The organism is Marinobacter arenosus (assembly GCF_019264345.1).
Classification (GTDB): Bacteria; Pseudomonadota; Gammaproteobacteria; order Pseudomonadales; family Oleiphilaceae; genus Marinobacter; species Marinobacter arenosus.
Map to the genome: position 1 here is coordinate 1,605,221 of NZ_JAHVAO010000001.1, position 26,190 is coordinate 1,631,410.

Below are 26,190 nucleotides of genomic sequence, written 5' to 3' on the forward strand. Positions count from 1 at the left end.
TCATAACCTGCCCCTACCTCACTGGTGGTAGGGCGCTCATATCCCTCGGTGGAGAAAGGACCGGCGCTCACGATGGCGGCGGTCCCGGGCGAACATCCACAGGCAGCCGGCCAGCAGGGCAAACAGAATCATGAACACCGCGGTGCGGATACCGAGCCAGTGGTTCACGGCGCCGAAAATCACCGGCAGCAGAAAGGCAACGGAGCAGGCGCCGACCAGCAACAGCCCGGCCACCGGGGCCGCGGAAGAGCCGCTGCCCAGAATCGCCAGCCGCTGCAGACTGCCCATGGCACAGCCGAGGGCAAGCCCCAGCGCCACCACGAACAGGGCCTCGACGAGCAGGGGTAACGCGAACTCCAGTTCAATGATGGTCTCGCCGCCCCGGATGAACAACGTCATCGGCGGGTAGGAAAGCACAAACAGGGAGATCAGACAGGCCACCAGCGATCGGCTGATGACGGCGGCCGACCCGTACCGGTCTGACAGCGCACCGCCCACGATCTGAGCCAGCGCCCCCGGCACCACGAACCACTGCGACAACCGGGCACCGGCCTGGACGTCCAGCCGGAACTGGGAGGACAAATAGTCGGGCAACCAGAGTGCCAGGGCAAAAAAACTGCCCGCAACCACGCCGAAAAAGGCACAGACCTGCCAGCGGCGATTCAGCGCGGTGGTCGCAAACCGCCTACCCAGTCTGACCGGGGAACCGGCGTCCGCGCCGGCGTCGTCCGACGACGTCAGCATCACCATCAGGGCCAGAATCAGGAGCAGTGCCACCAGGTACGCCAGGGCAACCCCCCGCCAGGAAAAGGCCTCGTGAAATAACGGAACCAGGTAGTAATTGAAGCCGGCGCCGGTCACCCCACTTCCGAAAACCCCCAGCACAAGCCCCAGGCGCGCGGGCCGACAATGGCTGGTAACAAACTGCAGGCCGGCGCTGTAAAAGCCACCGGCGAGGCCTAGCCCGCCCGCAGCCACCAGGTACCCGACATAACTCCTCGTCACCAGCAGAACCATCATGCAGAGCGCCAACCCCGCCAGGCAAACCAGCATGACCCGGCGCGCTCCGACGTTCTGTGCCGCCAGCCCGGCGGGGATCGCCAGGAAGGCACTGACCGCCATGGGCATCGCCAGCAGGAAGCCAAACTGGAGACTGGTCAGCGCCAACTCCGCCCGCACGTGCACGCCGGCCACCGCAAACAATGTCCAGCAGCCGGATGCAATAACAAACCCCATCAGCGCAAGCGGAAGGACAACGGCCAGCGAGGTCAGCCGGTCCTCCTCACGCTCCCAATCAGCCGTCATCGATGGCTCTCCCTGCAAAACCCAACTTTCAGTTTCATCTTTTGCCCTGTAAACGGTCAAAGACTATGATGGGCTATCACCTCTTGGGGTAAGTGGCTATTCTCAAGGAGGTAGAAGACACGACCCAATGCCGTCATCAACTACCTTGAAGGCTGATGCCTCGGGCATCGTGCCAGGGCAACCGACAAGACGATTATTGATGAAATCCAGAACATCTCTCGTAAACCGGCTCTCGGTTGTGGTCGGAGCCGTTGTAATGACCGCTCTGGTGAGCATGGCCGCGACCCTCGCCGTGTCCAAAAGCATCGAAGGCAATGCAACGGCCATCAATCAGGCCGGGGCACTCCGGATGGGGGCCTTTCAGTTACTGTCGCGGGCGGCTGGCTCCCGCGACCATGAACGTGACAACCAGGCTTTCCAGGCGCTGACCGAGACGTACATGGCGCGCCTAGTTAACGTTGGTATTACCCAGGCCATACCCGACAACACCGAGCACCCGTTGGCCCGGCAGTACCAGTCGATCCTCGATACCTGGCAGGCTGAGCTGCAACCCGCCCTGAAAAATCATGAGCCCGGATCGCTGGTGAGTGCCCGGCTGATTTCCGCGACGGACACCTACGTTCGCGAGGTGGACCAGCTGGTCACCATGCTTGAAGAGCGCACGGAGGCCCGGATCGATCTGTTGCACCTGATCCAGATCATCAGTCTCGCGTTCTCCATCCTGATTATTCTCGCCCTGTTTATTGACCTGAAAAACCGGGTGTTGCGGCCCCTGCGAAAACTCGTCGACATCGCCGATGCCGTCCGGCAGCACGACTTTTCTCATAAGGCACAATTGAGAGGCTCCGATGAACTGGCTCAGCTTGGCGATGCCTTCGACCAGATGACGAGTGAGTTGGCCCTGACCTATCACGAGCTGGAGGAACGCGTCCGGACCAAAACCGACGAGCTGGAGAAGAGCAACGCGGCCTTGCAGCTCCTTCATACCGCCAGCCATGGCCTGTTCGCCAATCACGACCTGTGCGACGGCGCCGTGCCCATGCTCCAGCAACTGGAGCAGTTGCTCGGTATTGGTCCGATCCAGATCTACCTTCATGACCGGGACTCTTCCCAGCCCATTCAGGCCGTCACCACCGCGACCCGGGAGCGCCCCTTCTATTGCCGGGACCACCATTGCAACGCCTGCCTGGTGCAACCCGAGCAGTACGAAGACCTCCCGATTGAGAACAATGACGGCCGCCGCCTGTTGCTGCCCATCCGCACCCCCGGTCACCTGCTGGGGACACTGGAGGTCTGGTACCCGGTTGATATGGAGCTGTCACCGACCGCCCGCCAACTGCTGGAAACCCTGAGCGATCAACTGGCCACTGCCATCTTCCTCGAGCGGCAGATTACCGAGGAGCAGCAGCTGACCCTGGCGGAAGAACGCACGGTGATCGCCCGGGAGCTGCACGACTCACTGGCGCAGTCGTTGTCCTACCTGAAGATGCAGGTAGCGCGCCTGCGCAGGCTCAACATCACCGGCGAGCAAGAGGCGACCCACGAGGCCATCCTGGATGAACTCAGCATGGGCCTGAACAGCGCCTACCGGCAACTGCGTGAGTTGCTGACCACCTTCCGGCTGAAGCTGGACACCCCGGATCTGTCGTCCGCGCTCAAACACACCGTTGAAGAGTTTTCAGAACGGCTCGGCAAGCCGGTGCAACTGGTCTACAACCTGCCACCGAATACGCTGTCGCCCAATGAGGAAATCCATACCCTCCAGATTGTCCGGGAAGGGCTTGCCAACGCCGTAAAGCATGCCGACGCCAGCGAAGTTGAAGTCGATATCATCTTCGAATCACCGAAAGTGAAAGCCCGGATCCGTGATAACGGCAAGGGCCTGCCCGACGGCGACCAGCCCATCAATCATTATGGAATGGTCATCATGCAGGATCGCGCCCGAACACTGGGTGGGCAGGTACGGGTACAGAACCGGGAGGAAGGCGGTGTGGAAGTGTCATTGTCTTTCATCCCGAAAAGCCGGAACCTTATCCCGACCGAAGTCTCCAGCGCCTGATCCGGACCACATACACGGGCGGCCCCAAGGCACGCCGGAACGCAGAAAAGGAAACCAGAGTAACCATGTCAGATATACCCGCGAGCATTCTGCTGATTGATGATCATCCGCTTCTGCGCCAGGGCATCAAGCAGCTGATCGAAATGGAAGACGATATGGAAGTGGTTGGCGAGGCCAACAACGCTTCAGACGGCATTCGCCTGGCCACGGAAATCGAGCCGGACCTGATCCTGATGGATCTGAACATGCCCGAAATGAGCGGCATCGAAGCCCTCGAGACACTGCGGAAACAGAACATCAGTTCCCGGATCATCATGTTCACTGTCTCCGATTATGAGGACGACGTGGTCGCCGCGCTGCGCGCTGGCGCTGACGGCTACCTGCTCAAGGACATGGAGCCGGAGGATATGATCCGGCAGCTGCACCAGGCCGCCGTCGGCAAGATGGTGATCAGCGAGCGCCTCACCACACTGCTGGCCCAGGCCCTGCGTTCCAACAAACCGCAACAGGCCTCGCGCCCGGACTTCGACAGCCTGACGCCCCGGGAAAAGGACATCCTGCGACTGATTGCCGAGGGGCTCTCCAACAAGATGATTGCCCGCAAACTGGACATCAGCGACGGCACCGTGAAGGTGCACGTGAAGCACCTGCTGAAAAAGCTGAACCTGCGCTCACGGGTGGAGGTTGCTGTCTGGGCCGTGGAGGAAGGCCTCCACAAGGCCTGAGTTTTATCAAATCACTCTGAGCGAACCTGGATTACTCTGGGCCGGTTGCACACTGCCCGGAGTAATCGATGAATTTAACGCTACCACGAAGCCTGCCTGGCCTGGCACTCTACGCCCCGCTGGCCGGCCAGGCTATCGCCCTTTTCAAAGAGACCCTTCCCTCCCCCAGCCCCTTGCTGGAATCCCTCGATCGACGGGTGCCCATGGCGGTCAAACAGCTCCTGGTCGAGCCCCCCCTGAACCGCCTGTTTGCCGGCGCCATTGCCGAGGGCGACTTCGACGAGTTCGAAGGCCGCCGGATCCGGCTTGAGGCCACAGGCGGTCAGCCGGGACTGACGCTCGGTTTCTGGGCAGGGCGACTGAGGGTACTGGACGGCCCCGGGGAAGCCACCATCCGGGGATCCGTGCGGGCCTTCAAGAGTCTGGCGCAACGCCGGCAGGACCCGGACCAACTGTTCTTCCAGCGGCGGCTGACGATTGAAGGCGACACCGAGCTGGGACTGGGGCTGAAAAACCTGCTCGACAGCCTCGATTGGGATCTGCGGGCCCTGGTCTGATCAGGGCCGGATGGCTTGGGGCTAACCGGACCGTTCCATGCCCGGCCGTCCGTACCAGTAGCCGTCGCACGGTGGCGCTTCCACCAGCGCCAGCGGATCCATCTCAGGCACCTGACCACGACGAACGCAATCAAAGCGCCGGACCACCTCGTCCATGCCACGATACTCAGGGCTCAGGCGCACGCCGGCAACGCCCATCTGCGCCATGTCCGGCAGTTCCCGCATCAGGTCGTAACGTGCGCCCGACAGTGTGGAAAGGCCGTTAAGCCGAAACAGCTCCTGGGATTCCCGGGAGCGCAGCGCCAATCCGTCCGGATGCTGCAGGCAACGGAACTCGCAGTTGTCCTTGGGCAGATTGTAGTGCCGGGCAGTAAAGCAACGGGATGACCAGGCCAGCGGCAGGAAGCCCCAGGCAAAGACTTCGGCCGGAAGTTCCAGCCCCTCCCGGGCCAGCCCGGCGATCAGTTGTTGGAGTGTATCGCGGGACAGTTCGACCGGCAGACTCCAGCCTTTCAGACCCTGCTTGGCCAGGACCTTCAGCGTCGACACGTTGTAGACATTCATGGCCGGCCCGGTGACGAATGGCAGCCCATGCTCCGCCGCCAACTGCACAGCGCTCTGGTCGTTGGCTTCAATCAGGTAATCACCATTCTGGCAGATACGCCGAAGGCCCCGAAGATCCGCCTCGGATTCAATCAGGGTCTGCGTCGACAGAACAACATCCTTCCCGCATTGGCGCAGATCCCGGGCCAGCCCGAACCAGTCATCGGCTTTCAGTTCGCGCCGGCGGGAACAGACGGTCTCGCCCAGGTAAATGGTATCCACGGGCCACTCGGCCGCCCGGGCATAGAAGTCGAATACGGTTTGCCGGGACCAGAACCAGAGGATCGGTCCGAGGGAGAGTTTCATCATGGCGTGGGAATCCCTATTTCCATTTACGGTGATAGGCACCGAGCGTCGTCAGGCCGCCTTCGGACAGACCGGCCAGGGTCCGGTTCCAGGTCGGGTCCACCTCAAAGGCGTCCGGGCGGGCACTCGCCAGGTCCAGCGCCTGGCGCCAGGTTCGGGCCACGTCGGCAATGTAGGCGGGACTGCGCTGACGCCCCTCAATCTTGACCGCACTGATCCCCAGGGCCTGCAACTCGGGCAGCAGATCCAGGGTGTTCAGGCTCACCGGCTCCTCGATGGCGTGGTAGACGTTGCCCTCCACTTCAAATCGTCCCTTGCACAGGGTCGGATAGCCGGCTGATTCGCCCGGGCTGTAGCGGTCGATCAGCACGTCGTTGAGCCGTGATTCCAGACCCCCGGACGTTTCCTGCCAACGCACGGCCCTGGCCGGGGAGCAGGCGCCCCTCGTATTGGGCGATTCTTCCGTGAGATAGGACGACAGATAGCAGCGGCCCTCGGCCATGATGCACAAGCTGCCGAAGGCAAAGACCTCCAGCTCAACCGGGCTGTGTTTCGCTACGCCCCGCACCTGATCCAGGGACAGCACCCGGGGCAGGACCGCCCGACGTATATCAAAGGTCTTCTTGTAGAATCTGAGGGCTTCGTAGCTGGTGGCCGAGCCCTGCACAGAAAGGTGCCGTGGGATATGCGGGTACGTGTTGGCTGCATAGTCCAGCAGGCCCATATCCGCGAGGATGATGGCGTCCACGCCCAGGGCTGCCGCACGGTCGACGGCACTCTTCCAGTGTTCCCAGCCATCAGGCTGAGGATAGGTATTGATGGCACAGAACACCCGGGCACCGTGTTGATGCGCGTATTCGAGGCCCTCGGCAGCGCGTTGGTCGTTGAAATTCAGGCCGGCAAACTGTCGGGCGTTGGTGCTGTCCCGGAAACCGAAGTAGACCGCATCAGCACCGTGATCGACCGCGGTCTTCAGCGCCGGCAGGCTCCCGGCGGGGCAGACGAGTTCCATGGTTTTCTCCAAGAAAATAGATACTTGGAGATTAACGGCGAGTGCTCGACAACACCTTGACCTTTATCAGCGCTATAGTCCGGTGTGGCTTTACTCCCAAAGTTTCCAAACCCTGGAACATGCACCCTATTATGTGGATTTTACCCCCTTGGAAAAGGCTCAAAACCCGCCATTTCCAGTCCCATAAACCTCCTGACAGGCAAAAGCTCGGCGAAATTGACGGCAAATTCTTGTTCAAGATATTTTACCGTTTGAGGCTGGCCTTCCAGCGGCAGCCTCAAACTAGCTCTGGCATAAACAATCTTCCATCCGCGCATGGCCCCACTTCCTTTGCCACCGAGGTAGCAATATTTATCTGGTCGGCCGCTAAATCAAACATATCCAAACGCTCATCCCGTGGTTCTTAAAGCCTTTGAAGCAGAATGCCACGTTGGTGGCCAGCGTATTCCCGGAGTACACTTACCAGACAGGAAGCTCCTCCTGTGAAAAACCTAGTGAAGTTAATGGTTTTGGTTCGTGCTAGAGGTATTTTAGATTCAGGAACATCGCTTTAAACCTGACCAAAAATATCAACAAGAAAATCGTAACGTCTGATTTTCTGGATGGTCACAAGTTGTAGCGTCCGGTCTTTAATGCAGTCGCCAGACAGGTTGTGTTCTCACTAACCATCGTACTCTGGAAAGGATTCAAATGACTGATACACCCAGCCCACTGCAAAACAAGCTTCTTGCCGCTCTGTCTGATGATGCCCGCAAGCGTATTTTCCCGAAACTGAAACTGGTCGAACTATCCCTCGGGGACGTGATTTACGAATCTGGCCAATCCATTGAATACGTCTATTTCCCCGTCGACTGCATTATTTCACTGCTTTATGTGATGGTGAACGGGTCTTCCGCTGAAATTTCGGTGGTGGGCAACGAGGGCATGGCCGGTGTCGCCGTTATTATGGGGGGCGAAAGCACGCCCAACCGGTTTATTGTGCAGAGCCACGGCCACGCCTACCGATTGCCCGCCGCTGACCTGAAAAAAGAGTTCAACAACCACTCCGAGATCCGCATTATCACCCTGCGCTTTACACAGGCATTGATCACCCAGATGTCGCAGACTGCAGTCTGCAACCGCCATCACTCCATCGACCAGCAGTTGTGCCGCTGGTTGCTGCTATCACTGGACCGGCTGGGCAAAAACCAGCTCAACATGACCCAGGAACTGATTGCCAATATGCTGGGTGTCCGCCGTGAGGGCGTCACCGAAGCCGCAGGCAAACTGCAGAAACTGGGAGTGATTGAGTATCGACGCGGCCGCATCACCGTGATCGACCGCCCGCAACTGGAATCCCTCAGTTGCGAATGCTACGACGTGGTCAGACGGGAGAATCACCGCCTTGAATCCAGAGGTTTAGGGATTTAAGGCTTAAGATCCGGCAACCCTCGCTTTGCATCCGTCTTGACCCGATACATGGCCGCATCCGCGTGGGGCAATAAAGCCTCCAGAGTTTCGCCGTCGTTTGGAAACAGGCTGATACCCACGCTAACCGTAAGCGTCTCCCAGTGACCTTGCTGTCGCAGCAATTCAGCGGCGGATTCCCGTACTTTATCAACCACCGCAAACGCCTGTTCATGTTCTGCAAGGTCGCTTAGTAGCAGCACAAACTCGTCACCGCCATGACGGCATACGTGATCCGTCGCGCGCACACAGCCCAACAACCTCAGGCCCAGCGCCTGTAAAATTTCGTCGCCAACGGCGTGGCCCAAGGTATCGTTCACTTCCTTAAAGTTATTGAGATCAATGAACAACATCACCATTTTCTTTTCATGCCGTTGGGCCAATGCAGCGGCCTGCTTGAAGCGCTCTTCAAACGCATAACGGTTCAGCAGGCCGGTCAGTGAATCGTGCTGCGCCATATAAGCCATTCTGGCAGTTGTTTCCGCCGAATAGCGGGAATCGTGGAACTTGACCAGCGCGCCGGTGATTTCACCTTTTGCATTACGCAATGGTGATGCGGCATCTTCAATGGCCAGCTCACGACCGTCCCTCGCTTTCAAAAGGGCACTGTTATGCAGCTCAACGGGTGTGCCGATTTCCAGGACATGTTGCGCCAGGTTGGCCCTCGTCATACGAGTGGTTACATCAATCACCCGGAAGACCTCTTCCAGTGGTCGGCCCAGCGCTTCCTGTCGGCTGAAGCCGGTCAAGGTCTCCGCCGCCGTGTTCATGTAGGTGATATTCGCGCAGGTATCGGTTGCCATCACCCCATCGCCAACAAAGTCCAGCATGGCGTAAGCCAGCGCAGTCTCGTCCTTAACATTCGCCTTATTCCTTGTGGATTTAGGCTTCAAACGCTTCCGTTGACCATTCCTCGTCGGCGTGGGTGAGAGATGAACAGCTCTGAAGGAGTTCAACACAATCGAGACCTCCTAGTTTTCAAAAGTAACCTTTCGCTTCAATGGATGCTTGCGAGAGCAGATCAGACCTGCCAATCCAAGCCCAAAGAGCGCCAGTGTGCCTGGTTCAGGAACCGGGATACTGAAGGCCCTCATCATAACGAGCATGTCGTCATGGTCATCATCGACTCGACTATTGTCGTCCAGGCTTAGAATCATAGGGTCGAGTTCGCCAAAGCCCGCCGAATAAAAAGCTCTAAACGACTCACTAAGTGCGGTAGAGGCGGTGTTGTATACCTCTGAATGGTTCAATGAAAACGCGCCCCTGTGGCGAACCGCGTACCTATTGTCTCCAGAAACGGGCACTAACGCTCCACCCGGGTTGGCCACAATGTCGATGAAGGTCGGGTGGGCAAGGCCAGAGGCACCAACTGTCGCCGCGATGATTACGATTCGTAGTAGTGTTTTCAAAAAAAACCCTTCCCGTGGATTGCCGAAGCCAACAAAACAGCTTTTAAGGAATTCAACCAAATCCGGTTTCCTGGTTTTCAATAATCACTTCACCACGCCGGTTCGTCTGGCGGCCCAAGGCGGACCCTCCTTATTTCACCCAATGTAACAATTGCCGGTCAGGGGGTCGGTTCGTTAACGCACACACGCCACCATATTGAGCAAACGTGGCATGGCAGCTGTTTAAGGCGGCACCCCCGGAGTAGTATGGGAGTGGCAACAGCAGATAGTTGCGATATGAAGGAAACGATAATGACAACCAATGATGGACTTTCGTGGGCGGAAAACCGTGCCCAACTCCGCCTACACGCTGAAGATCTGATTCGCGACGGCGCCAGCAAGGTTACTGAAATCGGGGGTGGCGCCCTGGGGGTTGAAGCACTGGCGCTGTTATACCGCCGGGCCAGTGACCCCGAATTTGCGGCCGATGCACTGAAGCTGTTGCATGAGCTGCAAACCCACCAGGTGGAGCTTGATCTGCTGCTTGAACAACTTCAGACCAGTGAAACCGAGCTTACTGAAGAGCTGGCCCATTATCAGGCGCTGTATCAATTCGCGCCAATGGCCTATCTGGTGGTATCCCGCGATGGGCGCGTGATTGAAAGCAACGCTGCCGCGGTCGCTCTGCTGGGGTGCACGCCGGAGCATTCGGAGGAACAGACGCTGACCCAATACCTGGCACCGCCGGGCCGTGGCGATGTGGCCAATCTGTTAGATAGGCTTGAGACGCCCGGGGCCGTGGCAACTTGCAAGGCCTGGCTTGCCGGCAACGATAGCTTTGAGCTGTCGATCAACGCGAGCCTCATTTCGAGCCGAGACCTGATTATGATAGCGATGTCCCACTACCCGGCTCCGCACACGCATCCCGCCCGCTCCTGATGCGCATTGTCGGAATCGGAGCCTCAGCTGGTGGTCTGGCGGCACTCGAAGAGTTTCTGCGCCATATGCCAACGGATACTGGCCTGGCCTTTATCGTGGTTCAGCATCTGGACCCGACCCAGAAGGCCCTGCTGCCGGAGTTGTTGCAGCGGGTGACTGCCATGCCCGTGCAAGAAGCCCTGCAAGGCAAAAAAATCCTACCCAATCGTGTCTATGTCATCCCCTCCAACGCGGAACTGACCGTTGAGAACGATCGGCTGAAGCTTGATAAGCCCCGGGAACCCCGGGGCATGCGGCTGCCCATCAACGTGTTGTTTTCATCTCTGGCCAGCGCTCACAATGAACGGGCAATTGCGGTGGTGCTTTCAGGAATGGGCTCCGATGGCACGCTGGGGCTGCAAGCCATTCGCGCCGTGGGCGGCCTGACCGTTGTGCAGGAGCCCAGCTCGGCCGAATTCGATGCCATGCCTCGAAACGCCATTGCCACCGGTTGTGCGGATATTATTGCCCCGGCCAGCGAGTTGCCCAGCCGCATCCTGGCCTACGACAAATGTGTTACCGAGCCTGACCAGGATGGACCACCGGCAAAACAGATGGAGCCGATCAAAGCCATCATCGACATATTGCAGCGACACACCAGGCACGACTTTTCCCTGTACAAACCCAGCACTCTCCTGCGCCGAATCGAGCGTCGCATGGCGATCCATAGCGTTGCGACTCTGCCAGACTATGCACGATACCTTGAGAACAATGACCAGGAAGTGCAGTTGCTTTTCAGGGAAATGCTGATTGGTGTAACCTCTTTTTTCCGAGATCCCGAGGCCTGGGATTACCTGTGCGATGACGCCCTTGAACCACTGATCGGGCAACTTGAACCCGGCGAGAAGCTGAGGGCGTGGGTGGTGGGCTGTTCAACCGGTGAGGAGGCCTATTCCCTGGCCATGACCTTTACCGAGGCTCTGGAACGACTCAACCCTGGAAAGCAGGCCAACTTTCAGATTTTTGCCTCGGACCTGAGCCTCGAAGCCATCACCGTGGCCCGGGCGGGTCGGTATCCCGCGATGATTGAGGGCCAGGTATCCGAGCAGCGCCTGACCCGATTTTTCACAAAAGACGACCATCATTACCGGATAAACCAGACCATTCGCGACAAGATCTTGTTCGCCCAACACGATGTCATTCTAAACCCACCTTTCACCAAACTTGACCTACTGGCCTGCCGTAACCTGCTGATCTACTTTGACCCCATGTTGCAACGCCGGCTTCTGCCGCTGTTTCACTACAGCCTGCGGAACAACGGCTTGCTGATGCTGGGCAGTTCAGAAACCGTGGGCAGGCTGAACCATCTGTTCAAGCCACTCAGGCAACGGCTGCGGCTCTACCGAAGACTGCCCCACGACTCCATCAGCGGCTCCAGTTTTCTGTTGAAATCCTTTCCACCCCTTTCCACTCTATCCAGGGAGCAGCCCATGTCGGCGCCCACCTTTCCGACCAGGGACGGAGAAAATCTTCAGAGCGCCGCAGACCAACTGTTGTTGCAGGTTTATTCGCCAGCGGCCGTGGTGCTTAACCGCGATGCGGATATCGTCTACATCAGCGGGCGCACCGGTAAATACCTGGAGCCGGCCGCCGGCAAAGCCAACTGGAATATCCATGCCATGGCACGGGAGGGTTTGCGTACGCCTCTGTATACCGCGTTGAAACAGTCCGCCACACAGCGAGACCCGATTGAGTTGCGCAACCTAGCCGTGGAAACCGGCGCCGGCACGCAACAGGTAGACGTTACCGTGCAGTCACTCAACGAACCGCCGGCACTCAAAGGCATGACCATGGTGGTGTTCCGGGATCACCCTGCCACTACCCGTCGTAAACGGTTGGGACGATCTGCAACACCGGCCGCCAATCAGTCCGATGAAATCCTGCGTTACCAGCAGGCCATTGAACAGTTGAGCGAAGAGGCCCGGCTGTCCAGTGAAGAACTTCAGGCTTCCAATGAAGAACTGCAATCCACCAACGAGGAGCTTCAGTCGGCAAATGAGGAGCTGACGTCGTCCAAGGAAGAAATGCAGTCAATGAACGAAGAGCTGCAAACCATCAACACGGAATTGCAAACCAAACTGGACGACCTGGCGCTGGCACAAAGCGACATGCAGAACGTGCTTAACAGTATCGAAATTGCCATCCTGTTTATGGACCAGAACCTTAACGTTCGCCGGTACACCGCCCGCGCAGCCAACATCATCAGCCTGCGGGAGAGCGATGTGGGGCGGCCGATCAGCGAGTTGACCACCATATTGCATTACCCGGAACTGGAAGACGATGCCCGGAACACGCTCGGCACGCTCGTTGTCAGTGAAAAGCAGATCGAAACCAATGAGGGCCGCTGGTTTTCTATCCGCATCATGCCCTACCGTCGTTTGGACAACGTGATCGACGGCGTGGTTATGACCATGGTCGATATCACGGACACCAAGGCACTGGAATCAAGCTTGCGAAAAGACTCTTCGCTACCGCAGACATAGGCTCACCTCCCCAAAGCTCCCCCTTTGGTGGTCTAGCGAACAGACCGGGCGCCCTGCCCGTTGTAGATTGGAACCTCATCCTGAATTCGATGTAAGGCCGTAGTTCAGACCGCGCTCGGCAATGACGCTGACGGGGACTAAGTCCAGATGAGGAATACGGAGAAATCAATGAAAAATATGCGTTCATACGCGTTTTATGCACTGGTCACGCCAGCCATCGCCTTGGGATCCAGCGCAGTTCTCGCACAGGAGTCCACCAGCCAGCAGGTTGAGCAGTCACAGCCTGATGTGCAAAAAAGCCAGGGTGATATGAAATCCGCATCCAAGGCACCTCAATCAGATCCGTCCTACACAAAGAGCCGTGGCTACATGGCTAACACCCCTGCCAACGGCCTACAGGCGAGTAATCTGATGGGTGTCACAGTGATTACCTCCGGCGACGAAGAAGTCGGCGAAGTGAAAGATCTCATCATTAACAAGGATGGACAGGTTGTCGGCGTCGTCATCGGCGTTGGCGGGTTCCTTGGAATGGGTGACAAGGATGTTGCGATCGGATGGGATGAAGTGCAGAAAGTCGGCAAGGCCACGGAGCTGGAACTGAAGATTGACCAGTCCCGTGAAACCCTGATGTCGGCCCCGGAATTTGAAACTCAAAAGTAAACCCGACCAGGTCGACATTAAGGCAATCTGATTAATGCTCACAATCTGAGAGCGTACTTTGGCAAGGCTGAATAGGCCTTGCCCTTTTTTATGGGTGCCCGACAAGTCAACAAGCCGATTCTTTTTTTGATAACGGTTAGCCGCATCCGCTACAGCTTGGATCCTCCGGGATGACTTTGCAGGCATTCACCCGACTACCCGCCAGCACCTTAACCACCGCATGAGCACTATCAGCCAGGGCCTGGGCGTTGTAGCCACCCTCAAGCAAAAGCACCAGACGGCCGTCACATAGCTCATCTGCCAGGTCGCTCATGCGCTGGGTAAGCATCGCAAAGCCCGTTTCATCCATGGTGCAGGTCATGTCGAGGTAATGGCAATCAAAGCCTGAAGACACCAGCAGAAGATCAGGCTGAAATTCCCTCGCCGCAGGCTCTACCACCTCATCGAACACTTTTAGCAGTGCCGCATTGCCGATACCCAGAGGCAGCGGAACGTTGAGTTGATAGCCGATGCCGGCCCCGGCCCCTTTCTCACTCTGCAAACCGCTGCCCGGATAGAAAGGCGCCGCACAGTGGCTATCAATCACCAGCACGGAAGGATCGGAATAGAAGATTTCCTGTGTACCGTTACCGTGGTGCATATCCCAGTCCCAGATCATCACTCGCTGATAGCCAAGGCTTTCACGCGCATGGGCAGCGGTAACGGCGAGGTTGTTATATAGACAAAAGCCCGAGGCATGGTCGGAATGGGCATGATGGCCTGGCGGCCGCAGCACACAAAACGCCCGGCGGGCCTCACCCGTCGAGATGGCCTCGACTGCGCTGATTCCCGCGCCAGCGGCGAGACAAGCCGCCTCCACACTTCCTGGCGACACTGCCGTGGTGTCTTTGGACAGCCAGCAGGAGTCCCCTTTCAATGACTCAATATGAGCGACATAGTCCTTGTCATGAACCCGCGCCAGTTGATCCGTGGTGACCGCCGTCGGCAGCATCCAGCGCACCCCTTCAATTGGCTCCAGCATCAGCCGGTCAACGATCGCTGTCAGTCGTTCCGGGCGCTCCGGGTGAGTGTAGGTTTCCAGGTTGCTGCCGGGATATTGCAGGTTAATCATGGCCTTGACCGCCTCTGTCCAGGCGGGATGGCTGGGGTCCCATCCATGCGGATTGTGGCCGAGCATCCGCATGTCATAGTAGACCAATACTGTTGCTGTCATAGCTTTCATAGCTCTGGAGCCTCCCTCATGGGCGCTTTCCGTTACGAACCGGAATGTTCGAAAACGTTTTGTATGTTGGAGCTTATTAAACAAGAGCCAAGTCTTCGGTACGCCAATGCACATAGCAGTTGAATCATGACAACCGTCTGTTGCAGGAATTCTCAAGCTGAACAATCAGCCCTCATCAACATCCGCCCACCAAATTACCATCGACATCTTCCGCCGTTACCCTTAGTCTTTTCCCATGAACCGTCTTTCGATACCGAGCGACCGCTTCTCACGGCTCAGTCAAATCCTGACAGTCTCCGCCTGTGTGCTCCTGTCATTGCCCTTGCTTGCCTCAGAACAACAGGATGGCTACCGGCTGCTTAAGCTTGAAGGCTATCTGGTGAAATGGGGCGAGCAGCAATTGGGCACGGGTGCAAAGATCAGCTACGCCTTCGCGGATGAAACGCTGGACTTTGAAAACGCCCGCAATTGTGGCGTTCTGGCGCCGATGAGAGCGCTGTCCAGCCGGGATCTGAGCTTTGAGATGCTAGTAAAGGAAACCGCCGCCGCGTTCCGGGTTTGGGAGCGTGCAGCTAACCTTTCGTTCTACCGGATTGCCAATGCCCAAGAGGCAGACATAATCCTTGGCGCCCAGGGCCAGCCGCGTCGGCGAGCATTCGCCAACGTCACCTTCGGACCCAGGGAGAAAGACGGTGTGCGCGCCATTAACCAGTCGTTGGTCTGCCTGAACCCAGAACAGAATTGGAAAATCGGCTTTGATGGCGACACGGAGACCTACGATATTCGCTATACGCTGATTCATGAAATCGGCCACGCCATCGGGCTGGACCACCCCGGCCCATCCGGGCAGGTGATGGGTTTTCGCTACACCGAGAATTTCCCCGAGCTGCAGCAAGGTGATCTGCGCGGTGTACAGCGCCTGTACGGACATCGGGCCAGCGACCGTCAACTGGTCACCGGCACCGACCCGGGTCTTACCGAATCAGCACTGTAACCGTGTTCAGAAGTTATAACCCAGACCCACGGTATAGGCCCAGATGCCGTCATCCTGAAAAGCATCACTGGCATCACTGGTGTCGCTGAACAGAAACTGGTACTCGGCGCGGGCCAGGAAATAGGTCTTGGTCTGCACGTAATACTTTAATCCTCCCTCCAGGCCGGCAAAGGCACTGTCCTTGACACCATCCCCATAAAGGCCGCCCAGACTCGCACCAACAAAGGGTCGCGCACGATCGTCAAGGAATTGATAGTCGAGGTACCCCCGGGTTGAGCCGTTCCAGAAATCATCGGTAACGCCCTCGCCCTCGATATCGGCATAATTGAGACTCTGGCGAATACCGGCGACTACGTTGTCCCGCAAATACCAACCCAGATCACCGGTCACGCCGAAGCTGCCGCTGTTGAAATCCCGGTCGTTACTGCCGGTTCCGGAGAGCGAGAATTCACGGTCGCCCTCTCGCGGGCCAAACTCTGCGGATTGTGCGGACACAGCGAGAGGCAAGGCACCTAGAAGACATAAAGTGATCACAGCAGTCTTGATTCTGATCATGAGAAGCTCCTTGCTTACATTACTCAGATTGCATTTCCATAATGCGCCAATGAAGATCGGACGCGGGTCGGGGCGCAGCGAATGGTGTAACGTCGATTCGGTGCAAGCCCACCTCTCCAGAATCAGGGTTAGACCACTGTGCCGTCTGTTCGTAAGCACACACAGGGAGACGAAAGAGTTTCAGGGGCCCCACCACCGCGTCATCATCGGTTTGACGGTCAGCCCGTGAATGATGATCGAAAGCACCACGACCACCAGCGTGAGATGGATCAGCTCCAGGGCCAATTCTTCCGGCAGGCCGAAGACAACGGCGAACATCAGGTAGTAGACAGAACCGATTCCCCGAACCCCGAACCAGCCCACCAGCATCTGCAGCCGCCAAGGTGCCCCGGAGCCGATTAAACCAAGAAATACACTGACCGGCCGAACAATCACAAACAGGAATAACCCGAGACCAACGGCCCGGAAACTCCAGGAGTCGTAGAACAACGTGCCACCCAGCAACACCACCAATACCAGTTCGGACAAGCGTTCAAGAGATTCCTTGAACATCAACGAGCCTTTCGATACCCCGGTAGGAAGATGGCGGATGGTTTCACGCGGCTGATCGAAAGAGTCCGCCGCTGTCTCCGTGTCCTGGCCAGGCTTTTCGGACTGGGCCAGCGTCATTTCGGATTGCCGCAGCGAAATGGCAGCGACAAACACGCCCAGAAACCCCCAGGCATTGATCAGCAGGCAGACCCCGTAGGTCAGGCCAATCAATCCAAGGCCAAGGAAATCATCCAACAATGGGGCCTGTTTCTCGAGACATCGCTGCCCCCGCACACACTGAGCCAGCAGCCTTCCCGCCAAAAGCCCAACCACAATGGCCGAGGCCGTTGACCACAAAACCTCATTAAGCCCCCACGTTATAAGCAATTCGTTGCTGACCGGCGCACCGAGCAACAAAAGCCCTAATATGACGAACGGAAACGCGCTGCCATCATTCATGCCCGCTTCACTCGTCAGAGTAAACCGAAGGGGGTCGGTATCGCCCATGTGCCGGACCTGAACTTCCGTTGCGAGTACCGGATCGGTGGGTGCCAGTATGCCGCCCAGCGCAATCGCCGCCCCCGCGGGAAGTCCCAGCACGTAGTAACCAAAGGCTGCCGTCAGCGCGACACTGAGGGTCATGGAGATGAATGCAAGGCGCAAAGGTACGCGCCATGCGTTCCATATGAAGGGCACCGGCATCTTGGTGCCAGCAATAAACAACGATAACAACACCGCGAGCTCGGCAAACAGTTCCAGCAGATGTGCCTGTTTCAGCGGGTTAAAGTGAAAGACACCAAAAATCAACGGGCCCAGAAGCACGCCCACACTCAAATAGACCATGGACGGTGTCAGATTCAGACGCTGAAGCACCGGCGGGCGCGTCCCCATAAGAATCAGCAGGGCTCCGATCGCGACAAACCAGACAGCGTTACTCAAAATGACAACCTCGGGCTCAGACAGGTTCCAAAAGCTTGTTCCTACAAACTAATTTGCCTGAAAAGCAGACCGGCCTCTGTGCGCTATCCCACTTGAACACGCCTGTGTTTGCAAACGCACAGACCGTGACCCGGTTTCAACGCACGATGCAACAACGGTGGCACAGGTTCTGTCTGGAAATGGGCCGCCGTTCGATGAATCCATTATCTGGCCAGAGGGCCAAAGGAGCTGAAATGAACAAGGACACCATCGAAGGCAACTGGAAAGAGCTGAAGGGCAAGGTGAAAGAGCAATGGGGTAAGCTAACCGATGACCGCCTCGATGAGATTGCTGGCCGGCGTGAACAGCTGGCGGGCGAGATTCAACAGGCTTATGGCGTCACCAGAGAGGAAGCAGAGAAGCAAATCAATGACTTTGAACAAATCCGCAAGCATTGATATACCCCCCACCTAACTCTGATTTGGCTGCCTGCAGGCTTGTTTCGCAGGCAGCATTTGAGCTACCAGACCGTACGCACCAGCATTTTTCCTGCGCTATGTGGGCCAGCGTACAGACCCGGCAACGCTGATACATCAATATAAACCCCGATGTGGCGATGGATCAGCCTATACAGGGAGTAGCATCACCCGCCGCAGGGAACGCGGCGCAATCAAAATTCAGGTTCTGGAAAAGGTCATCACTTATGAACAATATCGTTTATATCGTTGGGGCCGTAGTTATCGTTCTAGCAATTCTCTCCTTCCTCGGTTTTGGCTAAGCCGGGGCGGATTGAGAGGGTCACAAGCCACCGGTTAAACCCGGGACTTGCTTGGCCCCTGATACCAGGCGCGCACAGAACATCTCGAAGGTACACTGTGCGCTATCAGGGAGAGGGATTATGGTCTACCCAGACAATATGCTTTACGCGGGGATCTGGGTAACTGCGCTAATTGTCGGCTTTTTCTCATTCAGGGCAGTTAATTCTAGAAACTGCTTGATAAAGGCGGCGTTGTATCATTATTTCCTGAACTCCACCGAGGCCAAAAGCGAGACCCACGTAAAGGGTGCTTCATTGCCTTCAACAGCATATGGTTTGGCAATCGGAAAATTTCAGAAGATGAAAGACGGTCGAGACGACTACACGTTCTGCTTTGAAATTCTCAACCATCAAATCCGGATTTTTGGGGATCGAAACGCGATGCTTAAAGCCGCACGACGTCGTCATTTCCCGAAGTAGCGTAGCAATGTGAAATTCCAGGTTTGGTCGCAAAGCGAACATTCAGGTTTGGCAATAAGGCATGCCAGCATCCGCGCCTTTGTTTAATGGCTCCCCTGCAAATGGAGGCCTTCCCCATTCTCTTGCTTCCTTGTTTTCAGCAAGATTGTTTTCACCTCAGAGTCGGACGACGAATTTAGTACTTTGTGTGGAGTTACACGGGTAATTTACTGATCTCTTGTTTAACGGCGGTTTATTGGATGCTGCCAAGTTCCATGAACAACAACACCGCGCATAAGTTAGATATTGTGCTTAATCCATGATCGCTCACCACTCGTTGCTACGTTTCGTGGTACTCGTTATCGAGTGCGCGGGTCAGGCTGGCCTTAATTTCACCCCAGGTAGCCACGAAAAACGCGGTCAGCGGCACCGTCAGCACCATGCCGGTAACACCCCCCAGAATAGTGCCCCAAAAGAACAGGAAAATGATAACTAGTGCCGGGTGAAGGTCGGAGCACTGACAAAGGCGCAATCCTGGCCGCCAAGCCCTCCAAGGTCGTGATCCTGGCCAAGTTCGGGCCTCCGCTCAGGTTTAAAATAGGAATCTATTTACGCATGAGCAGTCGGATCATTGCGCTCCCTCACCCTGTTAACCCCCCGTCCGACGATTAATCCCCGCGCGTCTATAACGAATGCGGCGAATTAAAAGATCTGAATGCTCTGAACCGCACACGTGAATGCTCCCGGCTGCATTTGCTCGGTTTCATCGGAAGTAACTACCTAATCAAACACCTTTGTCGCTATCGAAGAGTGCCAAAGGTGCTTAGCTCAAGTGGGCAGCAACTAACCTTCCCTTCTCGAAATAGTGGGCAAGTATCGCTATTACAAGCGAGCTGCTCTGCGACTCATCCAGTGACTCAGTAAACCCTGAAATTAAGGTCATAGATCTCCCTATCGTCACCGTTAACCGGTGTGATGTCCTGCGGGCAGGCAGACATTGCAACGATCAGATCCTCTAATGCCTCAAACTCCATTACATCGCCCGGCTTAGAAACCGGTGCGAGAAACTCAATAGCACCATCATCACTGAGTGAGAGGTGTCACTAGCGACTGATATTGATTTTCCGTCGGTTAAACCGCTATCGGCGTAACAAAGTAAAGATCACGGTGGTGAAGGAGGCATCACCGTGATCTCCATGTCATAGGTGCCAGGCTACAAAAAAGGGCAGCTTTAGATATCAGTCGTTTGAAAAGCCGGAATCCAACCCCCCAGGGTTTACTGAGCCCTTTAGGTACGCATGGCAGTTCTGAACAAAAATGAGCCTTTTCTTGCCCACCACTTGAGATATCATTTGCTCGTCGACGTCCAGCAGCGCCACAATGCTCAACGCGCTTTTATTTCGAAGATCGCAGGCTACGGCCATTAGTTCAACGGTGCTCTTTTTCTGAACGAATTTCAGATAAAACCACCGCCGCAAAAGCCCCTTCATCCCCTCTGTCGGTAAATAATTGCCCTGCGATACCTGAGTTAAACCGATCATGACGCCCTCCCGAACCTAATCGATTACCCGGGGTCAGGTCTTGCCTTTTACCCCTGCAATCGCAGTGCACTGTTATCAACTTTGAAGGCCTGACAGAAGTCTGTCTGTTCGGTTGCACACCAAACGTCGCTTGAGCCCGAGGGGAAGGAAGGTTCGGTCACAAAGCGGACATTCAGACTGGCTGATAACGTCTGTGCTGAACGGTGGGACCGCCGCAGAGAAGTGCAGGATATATATCCGATGCCTGACCTGGTCATTTCGCGATGGCGTCTGCGCAGCGGGTTTCAGCGTTCACCCACCAGACAGCTGCTGTTGGCTGGCCTCCCGATAAGAAACCATGCGCTGTTTGTCTTCGTCCCAAAGGGCATAACGAAAGCAGTCTGCTATATCCCTCGGCGCGAGGGTCGTGGTCAATGGCGATTGTAGCTCCGGAATCTCAGCCATCACCTCGGGAAGGCGATAAAAAGGAATTCGGACGTTGAGATGGTGAATATGGTGAAAGCCAATGTTCCCGGTAAACCACTGCATGACCCGATTCATCCGCATGAAACTTGAAGACTCCATGGCCCCCCGGTAATAGGTCCAGGCTTCGGGCGAAGCAATCTGCATACGCCGGAAACTGTGCTGGGCAAAAAACAGGTAGCACCCCAACGCAGAGGCAACAAGCATAGGCAGCAGGACCACAAAAAATGCCAGGCTGAAGCCGCCCAGCCACCAAAGCAGTCCAATCAGCCCGAAGTGAGCGATCAGCGCAACGAGGGAGTCAAGGTGTTGGGCCGGGGACTTGATTAACGGTATGAGTGTGATGTTGAGGCCGAAAACGATCGGATAACTCAGCAGCACCACCAAGGGGTGACGCTGAACGCGATAGGCTAAGCGCTGCCACCGTGTTGAAGTCCGCCAGATCCGGGTGGTCAAAAGCGGAAACGCTCCCACACTGGCGCCTGAGATCTGCCCCACATGGCCATGATGATAATTGTGGCTAGCACTCCAGGAGCGAGTTGGAGTGAGGACAAAAACACTATAGATATGAAAAAGCCAGTAAGCAGCGCGTGAGTCTTTGAGAATGGCACCGTGAAGGTAATCATGGAAGGTGATAAAGGCACGTACCATCAGGAGCGCGCCCAGCAGAGAACACACGAGCCGAAGCGGCCACCACGGAAGCACCCCGGCGGCTATCAGGGCCGCGATCATTAACCCAAAAGTAGGGCCGACCTGCCACCAACTTTGAACATAAGACGCTTCAACGTATGGTTTGGTGGCTTGAAGCAGCTCCCGGCCTACCCGGATATCAGCACTGTGTTCGGGCAAACCGCTGTTCATTTTCTGGATATCGTTCTGACGCATTGTGCGCCCCTCCCTGCCTTAAAATTAAATCTTGAGGCAGGGAATTTCCAGTTCCCGGATCATTTACATATCAACACAGAAGCACATAACGAATGAAATGGCAGAGCAATGACCTGCCCTGAATCGTTAACCCGCTTACTCCTTAGTAATATCGGTTGATTCTGACTTTTTCCATGTTCCGGTAGCCAGCAGCAAACGCCAGAGGTGTCTGGTAGCGTGACGCTGAATGGGGCCGGTTTTCATAAGCCCACCGGTCCAAGGGCCTTGCTGGTGACTTCCGGCCCCTGACCTGTCCTGACCAGACTGAGGGTGGCCTCTGAAGGCGGCTACGGCATCTTGAGTGCCGGCAACTTGGTCGCCGCCACAGGGATGTCGAGACACTCTTTTATGGTTTACGTCGATTCCTTCCCGTCGTAACCCTGGTTCAGGAAACAAGAATCAGTACGCGGAATCGCCACCGCCCTGTTCGTAGCGAAGTTTGGAATCGCGCATGAGCTCGGTACCCTCGCGGGTCATCTCGCGTCCTTCCTCGACCATGCGTTCGCCCTCACGAATCCGTTCCTGACCACTCCTGATCCGCTCCTCGCCCTTTTCCACCAGCGACTCGCCCTTTGACCACTGAGCTCCGACTTCCCTCAACGCCATGCCTTCGTCCTCAATCTGCTCACCGTAAGTCGGTTCGCGGAACGCCGCGCAGGCTGCCAACCCATTAACGACGGCAGCCAGAAGCAGTACATTCATTATTTTTTTCATCTTGTAGCCCTCTCTGATCAATCCAGCAAAGTCGGACTACTAACCGACGCCCACGCACCGCGGGCTTACAATATTCAGACATTTCAAAAGCACGTTAAGTTCCACCCGGTATCGAGAATGTGTCACCGCACGGTGCGCAGAGGCGCGGTACATAACCAACAAACCCCGGATCGCGATCCGGTACTCGCCTTTGCCGACGTCAAAACCGGTCTGGTAAGTCCCCGGATACCAGCCCGGATAGCTGTGCCGCTGTGGCTTTTTAACCGGTGACGACATCTCCGGCAGTGACTGGAGATCAAAATGGGGCAGGTCAGTTCACACCCTCAAATGGGTCGAAGACCGGCCCAGAATTGAGAAGCGCGAATGTCGGCTTTTGTTTAGGATCTAGAGAAGGCTGCAAGGGTCGCAAAGCGAACATTAAGACCCGAGTCTCACCTAACCATTCTCCGCTTCAATTAGTTCGAACCCTTCGTTTTTCAGGCTAATACGCAATCGGGGATCAACCTCTTCAAGGCTGTGAATCAGGCCTTTAAGACGGTCTTCACGGAAGGCTATTCGACATCAATATTACAACAAGTAGGAATGAAAGATTGAAACCCGAGCTAAACTGAATGAGTAACGTGACCGCAAACTAACCAGTGAAGCCATCGAGCCGTGAAGCGATGAAAAAGGTTGCGTCGTTCTTGGGAGTTCATGATGAACGAAGAACTTGAAACGGACTATCTCATCGTGGGTGCCGGGGCTGCGGGCATGGCTTTTGCGGACTCGCTGCTCACCCATTCCGACGCATCTGTCACCATCGTTGATCGACGCCACGCGCCTGGTGGGCACTGGGTTGATGCTTATCCCTACGTCCGCCTGCACCAGCCTTCTTCCCTTTATGGGGTCAGTTCGGTACCGCTTGGTCAAAATGCCATCGATGGCACGGGCACGAATGCCGGCTTCTACGAGCTCGCCGGTGTCGACGAAATCCGGGCCTACTACAGCCACGTGATGCAACGCCACTTCCTCCCTGGTGGCCGTGTTCGTTATTTTCCGAACTGTGACTATCTGGGTGATGGCCACTTTACCTCCCGGCTGGGACAAAAATCCTGGACGGCGAATGTCCGGCGTAAGGTGGTCGACACCACCTATACCGAAGGCGCCGTTCCCGGTGCCAGTGCGCCGCCGTTTGAAGTGGCCGACGGCGTTCACTGTGTCCCTGCAGGTGGAATTGCCAGTATCACGGACCGCCCGGAACGCTTCGTTATCATCGGTGCGGGCAAGACCGCTCTGGATGCCTGTGTCTGGCTGCTGGAACAGGGAGTTTCCGCTTCTGCAATTCAGTGGATCAGACCGCGCGAGTCATGGTGGTTGAACCGCCGCTTTCACCAGCCCAATGATCTGCTTCCGGATTTTTATCAGGGTATGGCTGTGCAGCTCGAAGCCATGGCACAGGCGACCTCGATTGAGGATCTGGTATCGAGGCTGGAAATTGACAAATTCTTTCTTCGCATTGACCCCGACATTGTTCCAACCATGTTCCGGGGTGCGGTGATCAGCGAAGCAGAACTGGAGCTTCTGCGTCAGATCAAGGACGTCATCCGCCTTGGGCATGTGCGGCGAATAGAACGGGACCAGATCATCCTTGAAGAGGGCAGCGTGCCCACAAGCGAGGGGACCATGCATGTCCACTGCGCATCGAAAGGGCTTTCGCGCCCGCCTCTTCGTCCGATTTTTGAGCCTGGCCTGGTAACCGTTCAGCCATTCCTGTGGGGGTTCGCGTGCTACCAGTTCGCCATGCTGGGCGTTGTCGAGGCAACCCTGGACAGTGATGACAAGAAAAATCGCCTGTGCCCACCGATCACATACTGGGACGTGAATACAGATTATCTGTCGGCGTTCCTGAGTGGCCTTGCAAACGAACGTGCCCGGGCGGCCTACCCGGATCTGGCAAACTGGGCCAAGAATACAAGGCTGAACCCGCTCTGCGGAATCAAGCTCTACCGCGATCTGCCGAGCGTCGCCGATGCCCACGAACGCATCAAGCGCTCCGGGATGGCGGCGGTGGGCAACCTAGTGAAACTCGTCCGGACCAAAGCCGCCTGACCAAAAATGACTAATCCTTCTGCTGTAGTCCCGAAACGGTCTAATAATGCACTGGCATTCCAGCTGGAAGGGCGCAGGATAAAGAGTCAAGCCCCGTTGGGGCAGGGAGATGGCTATGACCAGTTTACAGCAAGGAACGGTTGATACCTTCAAAGAGCAGTTTGCTGGCCCTGTCTTTGAGCCGACCGACGCCGGTTACAACGAGGCTCGTCAAATCTGGAACGCCATGATTGACCGAAAACCCGCGCTGATTGCCAAGTGCAGCTCGGTGGAAGATGTGGTGTCTGCGGTCAACTTCGGACGTGATCAGTCACTGCTGATCTCGGTCAAGGGAGGCGGGCACAACATTGCGGGCAATGCCGTTTGCGACGATGGCCTGATGATTGATCTGTCGCAAATGAAGGACATCGAGATTGATGTTGAAAAACGTCGTGCGTTTGTCGGACCTGGCTGTACACTCGCCGATTTTGATGCGGCTGCCCAGATGCATGGCCTGGCGACACCACTGGGCATCAATTCCACAACCGGTGTCGCAGGGCTGACCCTTGGGGGCGGGTTTGGCTGGCTCAGTCGCAAATACGGCATGACCGTCGATAACCTGATGTCCGTTGACATGGTGACAGCCGATGGCCGCCAGACACGCGCCAGTGCCAACGAGAATTCCGATCTTTTCTGGGGCACCCGCGGTGGTGGGGGTAACTTCGGTATTGTTACCCGGTTCGAGTTTGAGCTGCACCCCGTAGGGCCGGATTTGTTGAGTGGGCTGATGGTATTTCCGTTTGATCAGGCCAGGGCGGTGGTGACCCAGTTTGCGCGCTTTACTGAAACCATGCCTGATGAGCTCAATGTGTGGCTGGTTATTCGTCATGCGCCGCCCTTGCCTTTTCTGCCCGAGTCGGTCCACGGCCAGCCGATTGTCGCCCTGGCGATCTGCTATGTTGGAGATCCGGAGGCTGGCGAAAAACTGATTGCGCCCCTGCGCTCATTCGGCGACCCGCATGGCGAGCATGTAGGTGTTCAGCCTTTCGTCAATTGGCAGCAGGCCTTTGATCCACTGTTGACAGAGGGTGCGCGCAATTACTGGAAGTCCCACAACTTTGTAAAGCTGACCGACGATGTGGTAAAGGTTGCGCTGGAGTACGGGGACAAGCTGCCGTCGCCCCATTGCGAGATATTTATTGCTTCCATTGGTGGCCAGACCGGCCGGGTGGCGCCTGATGCCATGGCCTATTCCAGCCGCGACGCAAATTATGTAATGAATGTGCACGCACGCTGGGAAACACCCGCGGAAGACGAACGTTGCCGCCAGTGGGCCCGCGCATTCTTTGATGCCGCCAAACCCCATGCCAGCAGCGGCGCCTATATCAACTTCCTTTCAGAGGACGATACCGACCGGGTTGAGTTCGCCTACGGGGAGTCTTACGAGCGGCTGGTAGAGGTGAAGCAGAAGTATGATCCGGAAAACCTGTTCCGGATTAATCAGAATATCAGTCCTCACTGAGG

At 56.5% G+C, this 26,190-nt stretch carries 25 protein-coding genes; 12 read left to right on the forward strand and 13 right to left on the reverse strand.

The genetic code is table 11. The annotated features are described in order from the left end of the window. Positions 1-36: 36 nt before the first annotated feature. A complete protein-coding gene (locus tag KXD86_RS07450) occupies positions 37-1,305 on the reverse strand; it encodes an MFS transporter (RefSeq protein ID WP_218635409.1) in 1,269 nt (422 codons plus the stop codon). 199 nt (positions 1,306-1,504) lie between these two features. Here KXD86_RS07450 and KXD86_RS07455 point away from each other — a divergent pair, with 199 nt between their 5' ends. The 3 genes from KXD86_RS07455 to ubiT all read left to right on the forward strand — a co-directional run bounded on the left by KXD86_RS07455 (position 1,505) and on the right by ubiT (position 4,646). Then, positions 1,505-3,364 carry a histidine kinase gene (locus KXD86_RS07455; protein ID WP_218635410.1) on the forward strand — a complete coding sequence of 620 codons (1,860 nt, stop codon included), beginning with the start codon at positions 1,505-1,507 and terminating at the stop codon, positions 3,362-3,364. Between the two features lie 65 nt (positions 3,365-3,429). Further along, on the forward strand, positions 3,430-4,089 hold the full coding sequence (gene narL / locus KXD86_RS07460) for a two-component system response regulator NarL (RefSeq protein ID WP_218635411.1): 660 nt from the start codon (positions 3,430-3,432) through the stop codon (positions 4,087-4,089). A gap of 68 nt (positions 4,090-4,157) precedes the next feature. Further along, a complete protein-coding gene (gene ubiT / locus KXD86_RS07465) occupies positions 4,158-4,646 on the forward strand; it encodes a ubiquinone anaerobic biosynthesis accessory factor UbiT (RefSeq protein WP_218635412.1) in 489 nt (162 codons plus the stop codon). A 21-nt stretch (positions 4,647-4,667) separates the two neighbouring features. Here the strand turns inward: ubiT and KXD86_RS07470 are convergent, their stop codons facing one another. From KXD86_RS07470 to KXD86_RS07480, 3 genes are all read right to left on the reverse strand, one after another. After that, positions 4,668-5,558 (reverse strand): U32 family peptidase, encoded by an 891-nt coding sequence (locus KXD86_RS07470; RefSeq protein WP_218635413.1) that lies wholly within the window; start codon positions 5,556-5,558, stop codon positions 4,668-4,670. A 13-nt stretch (positions 5,559-5,571) separates the two neighbouring features. Beyond that, positions 5,572-6,567, reverse strand: a complete 996-nt coding sequence (ubiU, locus tag KXD86_RS07475; protein ID WP_218635414.1) for a ubiquinone anaerobic biosynthesis protein UbiU — start codon at positions 6,565-6,567, stop codon at positions 5,572-5,574. A gap of 140 nt (positions 6,568-6,707) precedes the next feature. After that, positions 6,708-6,884: a hypothetical protein gene (locus KXD86_RS07480; protein WP_218635415.1), complete on the reverse strand. Its 177-nt coding sequence runs from the start codon at positions 6,882-6,884 to the stop codon at positions 6,708-6,710. 373 nt (positions 6,885-7,257) lie between these two features. On the opposite strand from KXD86_RS07480, the gene KXD86_RS07485 reads away from it, so the two are divergent. Continuing rightward, the gene (locus KXD86_RS07485; RefSeq protein WP_218635416.1) at positions 7,258-7,977 is read left to right on the forward strand and encodes a Crp/Fnr family transcriptional regulator; all 720 of its coding nucleotides are present in this window, start codon (positions 7,258-7,260) and stop codon (positions 7,975-7,977) included. Here KXD86_RS07485 and KXD86_RS07490 read toward each other — a convergent pair. Beyond that, entirely contained in the window at positions 7,974-8,972 is a 999-nt protein-coding gene (locus KXD86_RS07490) for a diguanylate cyclase domain-containing protein (RefSeq protein ID WP_218635417.1), read from the reverse strand. The genes KXD86_RS07485 and KXD86_RS07490 overlap by 4 nt on opposite strands. A 12-nt stretch (positions 8,973-8,984) precedes the next feature. After that, positions 8,985-9,482, reverse strand: a complete 498-nt coding sequence (locus KXD86_RS18875; RefSeq protein WP_228739347.1) for a PEP-CTERM sorting domain-containing protein — start codon at positions 9,480-9,482, stop codon at positions 8,985-8,987. Between the two features lie 231 nt (positions 9,483-9,713). Here KXD86_RS18875 and KXD86_RS07500 point away from each other — a divergent pair, with 231 nt between their 5' ends. The 3 genes from KXD86_RS07500 to KXD86_RS07510 all read left to right on the forward strand — a co-directional run bounded on the left by KXD86_RS07500 (position 9,714) and on the right by KXD86_RS07510 (position 13,522). Further along, the gene (locus KXD86_RS07500; protein WP_218635418.1) at positions 9,714-10,340 is read left to right on the forward strand and encodes a PAS domain-containing protein; all 627 of its coding nucleotides are present in this window, start codon (positions 9,714-9,716) and stop codon (positions 10,338-10,340) included. After that, positions 10,340-12,862, forward strand: coding sequence for a chemotaxis protein CheB (locus KXD86_RS07505; protein ID WP_218635419.1), 2,523 nt, complete (start codon positions 10,340-10,342; stop codon positions 12,860-12,862). Before KXD86_RS07500 ends, KXD86_RS07505 begins: the two co-directional genes overlap by 1 nt. A 168-nt stretch (positions 12,863-13,030) precedes the next feature. After that, positions 13,031-13,522, forward strand: coding sequence for a PRC-barrel domain-containing protein (locus KXD86_RS07510; protein WP_218635420.1), 492 nt, complete (start codon positions 13,031-13,033; stop codon positions 13,520-13,522). A 136-nt stretch (positions 13,523-13,658) separates the two neighbouring features. On the opposite strand, the gene KXD86_RS07515 is transcribed toward KXD86_RS07510, so the two are convergent. Next, positions 13,659-14,744: a histone deacetylase family protein gene (locus KXD86_RS07515; protein ID WP_218635421.1), complete on the reverse strand. Its 1,086-nt coding sequence runs from the start codon at positions 14,742-14,744 to the stop codon at positions 13,659-13,661. 235 nt (positions 14,745-14,979) lie between these two features. Between KXD86_RS07515 and KXD86_RS07520 the strand changes: the two genes are divergently transcribed. Beyond that, on the forward strand, positions 14,980-15,738 hold the full coding sequence (locus tag KXD86_RS07520) for a matrixin family metalloprotease (protein ID WP_218635422.1): 759 nt from the start codon (positions 14,980-14,982) through the stop codon (positions 15,736-15,738). 6 nt (positions 15,739-15,744) lie between these two features. On the opposite strand, the gene KXD86_RS07525 is transcribed toward KXD86_RS07520, so the two are convergent. Beyond that, positions 15,745-16,293 carry an outer membrane beta-barrel protein gene (locus tag KXD86_RS07525; protein WP_512699703.1) on the reverse strand — a complete coding sequence of 183 codons (549 nt, stop codon included), beginning with the start codon at positions 16,291-16,293 and terminating at the stop codon, positions 15,745-15,747. Between the two features lie 180 nt (positions 16,294-16,473). Beyond that, positions 16,474-17,763, reverse strand: coding sequence for a cation:proton antiporter (locus tag KXD86_RS07530; RefSeq protein ID WP_218635424.1), 1,290 nt, complete (start codon positions 17,761-17,763; stop codon positions 16,474-16,476). Between the two features lie 233 nt (positions 17,764-17,996). Between KXD86_RS07530 and KXD86_RS07535 the strand changes: the two genes are divergently transcribed. Both KXD86_RS07535 and KXD86_RS07540 read left to right on the forward strand, forming a co-directional pair. Continuing rightward, on the forward strand, positions 17,997-18,200 hold the full coding sequence (locus KXD86_RS07535) for a CsbD family protein (protein WP_218635425.1): 204 nt from the start codon (positions 17,997-17,999) through the stop codon (positions 18,198-18,200). 440 nt (positions 18,201-18,640) lie between these two features. Further along, positions 18,641-18,979, forward strand: coding sequence for a hypothetical protein (locus KXD86_RS07540; RefSeq protein WP_218635426.1), 339 nt, complete (start codon positions 18,641-18,643; stop codon positions 18,977-18,979). A gap of 319 nt (positions 18,980-19,298) precedes the next feature. On the opposite strand, the gene KXD86_RS07545 is transcribed toward KXD86_RS07540, so the two are convergent. From KXD86_RS07545 to KXD86_RS07560, 4 genes are all read right to left on the reverse strand, one after another. Further along, positions 19,299-19,490 (reverse strand): hypothetical protein, encoded by a 192-nt coding sequence (locus KXD86_RS07545; RefSeq protein WP_218635427.1) that lies wholly within the window; start codon positions 19,488-19,490, stop codon positions 19,299-19,301. Between the two features lie 706 nt (positions 19,491-20,196). Continuing rightward, complete coding sequence (locus KXD86_RS07550; protein ID WP_228739348.1) at positions 20,197-20,499, reverse strand: hypothetical protein; 303 nt, start codon at positions 20,497-20,499, stop codon at positions 20,197-20,199. A 291-nt stretch (positions 20,500-20,790) separates the two neighbouring features. Next, a complete protein-coding gene (locus KXD86_RS07555; RefSeq protein ID WP_218635428.1) occupies positions 20,791-21,846 on the reverse strand; it encodes a fatty acid desaturase family protein in 1,056 nt (351 codons plus the stop codon). Positions 21,847-22,284: 438 nt separating this feature from the next. Continuing rightward, positions 22,285-22,587 carry a hypothetical protein gene (locus KXD86_RS07560; RefSeq protein WP_218635429.1) on the reverse strand — a complete coding sequence of 101 codons (303 nt, stop codon included), beginning with the start codon at positions 22,585-22,587 and terminating at the stop codon, positions 22,285-22,287. Between the two features lie 708 nt (positions 22,588-23,295). Here KXD86_RS07560 and KXD86_RS07565 point away from each other — a divergent pair. Together KXD86_RS07565 and KXD86_RS07570 are read left to right on the forward strand one after the other, a co-directional pair. Further along, on the forward strand, positions 23,296-24,687 hold the full coding sequence (locus KXD86_RS07565; RefSeq protein ID WP_218635430.1) for an NAD(P)-binding protein: 1,392 nt from the start codon (positions 23,296-23,298) through the stop codon (positions 24,685-24,687). A 115-nt stretch (positions 24,688-24,802) separates the two neighbouring features. Beyond that, the gene (locus KXD86_RS07570; protein ID WP_218635431.1) at positions 24,803-26,188 is read left to right on the forward strand and encodes an FAD-binding oxidoreductase; all 1,386 of its coding nucleotides are present in this window, start codon (positions 24,803-24,805) and stop codon (positions 26,186-26,188) included. Positions 26,189-26,190 lie beyond the last annotated feature (2 nt).